Origin of the sequence: Pseudomonas sp. TWP3-2, assembly GCF_049897765.1 — a bacterium.
Taxonomy (GTDB): domain Bacteria; phylum Pseudomonadota; class Gammaproteobacteria; order Pseudomonadales; family Pseudomonadaceae; genus Aquipseudomonas.
This window is the reverse complement of record NZ_JAFCWW010000006.1, coordinates 301,777-307,776: the sequence shown is the minus strand read 5'-3', so window position 1 is coordinate 307,776 and position 6,000 is coordinate 301,777. Positions and strand designations below refer to the sequence as shown.

The 6,000-nt window shown below is 58.9% G+C and carries 7 protein-coding genes; 3 read left to right on the top strand and 4 right to left on the bottom strand.

The features are described 5' to 3' along the window. Positions 1-308 precede the first annotated feature (308 nt). Positions 309-1,736 (top strand): cytochrome-c oxidase, cbb3-type subunit I, encoded by a 1,428-nt coding sequence (gene ccoN / locus ACP7EE_RS12475; RefSeq protein WP_420649918.1) that lies wholly within the window; start codon positions 309-311, stop codon positions 1,734-1,736. 15 nt (positions 1,737-1,751) lie between these two features. Next, complete coding sequence (locus tag ACP7EE_RS12470; protein ID WP_426234739.1) at positions 1,752-1,973, top strand: cbb3-type cytochrome c oxidase subunit 3; 222 nt, start codon at positions 1,752-1,754, stop codon at positions 1,971-1,973. A 235-nt stretch (positions 1,974-2,208) separates the two neighbouring features. Here the strand turns inward: ACP7EE_RS12470 and ACP7EE_RS12465 are convergent, their stop codons facing one another. From ACP7EE_RS12465 to ACP7EE_RS12455, 3 genes are all read right to left on the bottom strand, one after another. After that, complete coding sequence (locus ACP7EE_RS12465; RefSeq protein WP_426234738.1) at positions 2,209-2,700, bottom strand: hypothetical protein; 492 nt, start codon at positions 2,698-2,700, stop codon at positions 2,209-2,211. A 115-nt stretch (positions 2,701-2,815) separates the two neighbouring features. Next, positions 2,816-3,325 carry a GNAT family N-acetyltransferase gene (locus ACP7EE_RS12460; protein ID WP_426234737.1) on the bottom strand — a complete coding sequence of 170 codons (510 nt, stop codon included), beginning with the start codon at positions 3,323-3,325 and terminating at the stop codon, positions 2,816-2,818. A gap of 184 nt (positions 3,326-3,509) precedes the next feature. Further along, positions 3,510-3,983 carry a hypothetical protein gene (locus ACP7EE_RS12455; RefSeq protein WP_426234736.1) on the bottom strand — a complete coding sequence of 158 codons (474 nt, stop codon included), beginning with the start codon at positions 3,981-3,983 and terminating at the stop codon, positions 3,510-3,512. 382 nt (positions 3,984-4,365) lie between these two features. Between ACP7EE_RS12455 and ACP7EE_RS12450 the strand changes: the two genes are divergently transcribed. Then, positions 4,366-4,632: a short-chain dehydrogenase gene (locus ACP7EE_RS12450; protein ID WP_426234735.1), complete on the top strand. Its 267-nt coding sequence runs from the start codon at positions 4,366-4,368 to the stop codon at positions 4,630-4,632. A 117-nt stretch (positions 4,633-4,749) separates the two neighbouring features. On the opposite strand, the gene ACP7EE_RS12445 is transcribed toward ACP7EE_RS12450, so the two are convergent. Continuing rightward, the gene (locus ACP7EE_RS12445; protein ID WP_426234734.1) at positions 4,750-5,727 is read right to left on the bottom strand and encodes a LysR substrate-binding domain-containing protein; all 978 of its coding nucleotides are present in this window, start codon (positions 5,725-5,727) and stop codon (positions 4,750-4,752) included. Between the last annotated feature and the right edge of the window lie 273 nt (positions 5,728-6,000).

The window sequence follows — 6,000 nt, the reverse complement described above, 5'->3', positions numbered from 1 at the left end:
GTTTTTTTGGGGGGGGGGGTTTTTCCGGGGCCCCCCCCACCACTTTTGGTTGGGGCGCCAACCCCTATAAAACCCGCTCCCACAGTTTCTGGAAGGCACTATGGACGTGCAGCGCAGCCCGTTACAGATTCACCTGAAACGATAAAAACCGTATCAGAGCGCGGCAGATGGCCGCAGGCAGTGCTCCGATCTGATCCGCATAAATCGAATATTCCTGAGCCTGTTTTGTTTCCGACGGTGTTTCTACAGTGCAGTCCATGCCAGACCGGGTGGCCTGGCAAGACTTTGCAACCGTGGATGAACTGACCATGAGCACAGCAACAATCGGACAGGCTTATAACTACAAGGTCGTCCGCCAATTCGTCATCGCCACTATTTTCTGGGGCGTCGTGGGCATGGCGATGGGGGTATGGATCGCCTCGCAACTGGTATGGCCGGAAATGAATCTGGACCTGCCGTGGACCACCTTCGGCCGCTTGCGACCGTTGCACACCAGCCTGGTGATCTTCGGCTTCGCCGGCAGCGCGCAATTCGCCGCCAGCTACTACGCGGTGCAGCGTACCTGCCAGGTGCGGCTGTACTCGGACAAGCTCGCCGCGTTCACGTTCTGGGGCTGGCAATCGGTGATCGTGGTGATGTTTATCACCCTGCCGCTGGGCTACACCACCACCAAGGAATACGCCGAAATCGAATTCTCCGGCGCGGTGTGGATGGCCGTGGTCTGGGTCGCGTACGCCGTGGTGTTCTTCACCACCGTGGTGCAGCGCAAGACCAAGCACATCTATGTCGGCAACTGGTTTTTCGGCGCGTTCATCCTGGTGATCGCCATGCTGCACATCGTCAATCACCTGGCGATTCCGGTGGACTGGTTCAAGTCTTATCCGGTGTATTCCGGCGCCACCGACGCCATGGTGCAGTGGTGGTACGGGCACAACGCGGTAGGGTTCTTCCTGACCACCGGGTTCCTCGGGATGATGTATTACTTCGTGCCCAAGCAGGTCAATCGCCCGGTGTATTCGTACCGGTTGTCGATCGTGCATTTCTGGGCGCTGATCACCCTGTACATCTGGGCCGGCCCGCACCACTTGCACTACACCGCACTGCCGGACTGGGCACAGTCGCTCGGTATGGCGATGTCGCTGATCCTGCTCGCGCCGAGCTGGGGCGGGATGATCAACGGCATGATGACCTTGTCCGGCGCCTGGCATAAGTTGCGCACCGACCCGATCCTGCGCTTCCTGGTGCTGTCGCTGGCGTTCTACGGCATGTCCACGTTCGAAGGTCCGATGATGGCAATCAAAACCGTCAACGCGCTCTCGCACTACACCGACTGGACCATCGGCCACGTCCACGCCGGCGCGCTCGGTTGGGTGGCAATGATCACCTTCGGCGCGACCTATCACATGGTGCCGAAAATCTTCGGCCGCGAGCAGATGTACAGCACGCCGCTGATCAACCTGCACTTCTGGCTGGCAACCATCGGCACGGTGTTGTACATCGCCTCGATGTGGGTCAACGGCATTACCCAAGGCCTGATGTGGCGGGCGATCAACGAGGACGGCACTTTGACTTACTCGTTTGTCGAAGCGCTGCAAGCCAGTCATCCGGGGTTCATCGTGCGCTTTGCCGGCGGGGTGTTCTTCCTCAGCGGCATGCTGCTGATGGCCTACAACGTGTGGCGCACCGTGCGGGTGGCGGACGTAGCGTTGGCCCACCGTGAGGCGCAGATCGCCTGATCAAGGGAGCAGGTCATGTTCGAGATTTTTTTGAATGTACTGGGCGTGGTGTTTTTGTGGCTGGCGGTGGAGTACTGCTTGCGCAATGAGACTGCGCAGAGTCTGGAGGATGCGAGCCTGACGCCGTTTGCGGATGATCCGGAGGTGGCGCGGCGGGTTGAATTGGCGACGGGCAAGACAGTGAACGCGGTGGCGCCGGAGGTGGCGAAGCCGGGGTGGGGGAATGTTGATATGTGAGGGGGTCAGCGGTAGCCCCTCACCCTAGCCCTCTCCCAAGGGAGAGGGAACTGATCGAGGTGTTCTTTCGAGGTACACCGACGTGAAATATCGGAGGTGAATGCACGACTTGAAAACAATAAAGATCTGCCCCCATTTCCCGCAGACCTCGTTTTCGACAACAACGCAGATCTGCCCCCTTCCCCCCTCGCCCCCTTGGGGGAGAGGGTTGGGGTGAGGGGGTAAGCTCTTGATCTTAGCCGCGTTCGCGGGGGATCAAACTCTGCAACTGCTGCGCCAGAAAGTTCGCATCAAACGCAAACGTATCCGGATCCTTCAACCCGTTAGTCTTGCGCCACTGCCACTCCCCACCCGGCAACCCCACCAGCGAAATACTGCCGTAACGCGCCGCCGTCAGCCCCATCACCGCCAGCGAAATCTGCCCGCCATTGCCCATCACATCCGGCACAAACTCCACCGGTTTGCCAGCGATCACAATGGTCAGTTTTTCAGTCTTGAAGGTCGAGGTCTCAACCGGAATACTCGGCCCGGACGCGACATACGCCTCACGGCCAACTTCGAGCAAACCCGGCGCCTGCACCGGTTCCAGCCATTGCTGAATCTTGTCGAACAGTTCGGTGATACGTGTGGCCCACGTCACCGATTGCGTCTCGAACTGTTGCTTCTTGTGCGCTTCGCTGTCGGCATAGTGGCGAAGCATTTCGCCCAGTTGCTGTACGTCGTCCATTGCGGTGTTCCTTTGAGAAGCGGTGCTGCGGACTTCGAGCATGGCAGATGCCGATGACCGCCGTGCAAGTGATTTGCCTGCACGGCCGCTTCATCGGCTAATGACTGACAAAAGGTCAGGCCTTGCGCAGACGCGCCATGCTCAGGGCGTCGACCCATTGCCCGTCGCGCACCGCGTAGTCGCGAAACAGGCCTTCATCCTCGAAACCTAACTTGCGATACAGGCCGATAGCGGCTTCATTGTCGGCATACACCGTCAGTTCGACGCGGTGCAGATTCATCCAGTTGTCGGCCACATCCAGCGCCGCCGCCAACAGCTTCGAGCCGACACCCTTGCCCTGCCACGCCGTCGCGACACCCATGCCGAAACTGCCTGCATGACTGCGGCGAATCCGCGAATAAGCTTCCAGCCCGATCTGCCCGATCACCACGCCCTGATGCACCGCGACCAGTTTCAGCGCCCGGTCATTGTCCGCCAGCAGTCGCTGACGCCAGACCTCCACCGACTGAAACGGCATCTGCAACACCTGCCGTGCCACCGCCGGGTCGTTGTAGAGCGCGGTGACGCCATCGAGGTGCTGCTCGCTGAAGCGCTCGAGGTGAATGGCGGAGTTGTGGTCTGGCATGGCGATTCGTCCGTGATCGTTGTGTGGCCGAACACTCTAAACCGGCCAACTGCCCAACTGCCAGACCCAAAACACATCCCCTGTAGGAGCTGCCGAAGGCTGCGATCTGTTGATCTTGCTTTTAAAAATTCAAAGTCAAAAGATCGCAGCCTTCGGCAGCTCCTACAGAGTCCGAGCGCAACCATTAATCCGGAATGGTGCGGATCATCTCGGCAAGATCAGCCTTGGTGATTTCATTGGCTTTGACCGCCGCAGCAACATCGGTTTTTGATAACGGAAAGTGCCGAAACATGTCCTTCAACGTTTCCGCATCGATATTGGCCAACCAAAGCGGATCAATCAACGTGCCCCAATACTTCGGTTCCATACGCACCGCGTCACCGGCAATCACGCCCTTGTGATTGAAATACACCCGATAACGGCTGAACCCTTCGGGATAGCTTTTCTCGTAATAAAGCGTGGTGCCACGCGGCAGAACGTAGACGTTGTCATCGTCGTTGTTCGCTTCAATCACCAAGGGTTCTGTGGTTTTACGCATGTCCGTGCGCTGGCCAAATACCTTGAGCGCAACGACCGTCAGAAAACCTGCGTTGATCAGCAATGACACGGCCAGGCAGACCGCCATTTTCCGGGACTTGCGTGGTGGCTTGCCTGCCATGAATTGCTCCATTCGAATCTTGAGAATTTTGCGAATGGTACAGGACGTGCGTTCAACGCTGAACGCCGGAAACGACCTACAGGCAAACCAGCGCTTTCAGGCGCTTCGGCGATTGACTGCCCTGCCCTCACTCCCTATCCTCGCGCCTGTCACGACTCATTCGTGATCGGGTTTGACGGCTCGGCGGTATTTAAGGTGCGCATTGTCCCCAAACTTTGCTCGTGCACTCGTGTGCTCGGAACAAAGACTAATGGTGACTGTGTGCAGGGCACTTTCGAGTGCGCCGGGTACCTTAGACCGGTCCGTCAACCTGCGCACAGTTGCCACCCTATCGTTTGACGGCGACCAAGTGGCAGCTCTTGATTACTAAGGAGCTACACCGATGAACACGCACATCTCAATGACCCACAACGAATACAACGTCCCCGTCCTTCTGGTCTCGACTCAGGCACCACTCGACGTCCTCCACGCCAGCGCCGCCAGCCGCTTTCTCGCCGTAACACAGATGATGGAAAGCCTCGCCAGCCTGGATATCACCGGAGCCAAAGGCGCCGACGTGCAGCAACTGGCGCACGCAGCAGCGATGTTGTTGCGTGACGGCTGCGATGTGATGGATGTGCTCGGCCGGCAGATTCAATTACAGGGCTGAACCCAGCAAAATCAAAAGATCGCAGCCTGCGGCAGCTCCTACAAAAACCACGTATATACGGCATTGGTCGGTCGAACATGGTCGTGTAGGAGCTGCCGCAGGCTGCGATCTTTTGATCTATTCGAACCACTCCCCTCGCTCACTAAACGTCCCCTGAATCAGCTCCACAAGGGTTTGCACTTCAGCGACGTCCCGCGAATGCTCATTCACCGCCAACCAAACCTGCAACCGCATCACCTCTTCAAACAACCCCGGCAACGCCACCAACCCACGATCAAAACGGCTCATGTACATCGGCAGCAACCCGATGCACGCGCTGCAGCGAATCATTTCCAACATCAGCTCATAAGACTGCATCTGCACCACCCCGGCCAGACGTTGTTCGACCAGTTCATTCCACGGCCGAAAGCTGTCGATCTGCCGGTCGTGCTGCCACTGCACCAGCATGAAATCGGCGAGGTCTTCGGGGCTTTCCGGGCGGGCGGTGACGCGGGAGTAGCGTTTGGCGATGTGCGGCAGGTAGTCGAGTTGGGCGAGGCGTTGTGGTTGGCTGGTGGCGAAGGTCGGGCCGGGGGTTGGGCTGTCGCCGGGGGCCAGCCAGAGGACGATGTCGGCGCTGATGCTTTGCAGGGCCAGTTCGCTGTCGAGGGCGATGATTTCCAGACGGACACTGGCGTTGCGTCGCAGTAATGCGATGAGGTCGCGGCCGAGGATGTCGTGCAGGATCGATTCGGCGACGGCGAGGCGGATCAGTGGCTGTTCGATCACCGGCAGTTTGCGTTCGTGCGCGAGGGCGATCAGTTGCGCCTGTAGTTGCTGGCCTTCGCGGGTCAGGCTGAGGGCGCTGCCCTGGAAGCTGAACAGTGAGCGTTGCAGAGTTTGCTCAAGCAGCGCGAGTTGTTTGCGCAGCAGGGTCGAGCGCACGTTGAGGCTGCGCGCGGCTTGCATGAAGCAGCCGCAACGGGCGCTGACCAGAAAGTATTGTGCGATCTCGCCCTCAATGCTCGCGGCCTCGGCCAGCCAAGGCTCGGCGGTGTCTTGTGGCCAGCGAAAATCGGGGTTGCCCGGTCGTCCTGCGGGTTCGGTGAATGACATCGATGACTCCCTGTCGATCTTTGTTGTTGGTCGTTACACACATCCACTGTGGGAGCTGCGGTGCGACGATTCGACTTGCCAGCGATGGCGGAGTGTCAGGCGCCAATGATGCTGGATTTACCGGCCTCATCGCTGGCAAGCCAGCTCCCACAGGGTTCGGTGGTGAATCTGGGGTTCGGCGCTGTTCTACGGTCAGCGAAAATCGGGGTTGCCCGGTCGTCCTGCGGGTTCGGTGAATGACATCGATGACTCCCTGTCGATCTTTGTTGTTGG

What these genes read in the sequence shown, in the direction of transcription:
- ACP7EE_RS12470 (WP_426234739.1), top strand. Translation starts at nt 1,752, where the DNA reads ATGTTCGAGATTTTTTTGAATGTACTGGGCGTGGTGTTTTTGTGGCTG.
- ccoN (WP_420649918.1), top strand. Translation starts at nt 309, where the DNA reads ATGAGCACAGCAACAATCGGACAGGCTTATAACTACAAGGTCGTCCGC.
- ACP7EE_RS12460 (WP_426234737.1), bottom strand. Translation starts at nt 3,325, where the DNA reads ATGCCAGACCACAACTCCGCCATTCACCTCGAGCGCTTCAGCGAGCAG.
- ACP7EE_RS12455 (WP_426234736.1), bottom strand. Translation starts at nt 3,983, where the DNA reads ATGGCAGGCAAGCCACCACGCAAGTCCCGGAAAATGGCGGTCTGCCTG.
- ACP7EE_RS12450 (WP_426234735.1), top strand. Translation starts at nt 4,366, where the DNA reads ATGAACACGCACATCTCAATGACCCACAACGAATACAACGTCCCCGTC.
- ACP7EE_RS12465 (WP_426234738.1), bottom strand. Translation starts at nt 2,700, where the DNA reads ATGGACGACGTACAGCAACTGGGCGAAATGCTTCGCCACTATGCCGAC.
- ACP7EE_RS12445 (WP_426234734.1), bottom strand. Translation starts at nt 5,727, where the DNA reads ATGTCATTCACCGAACCCGCAGGACGACCGGGCAACCCCGATTTTCGC.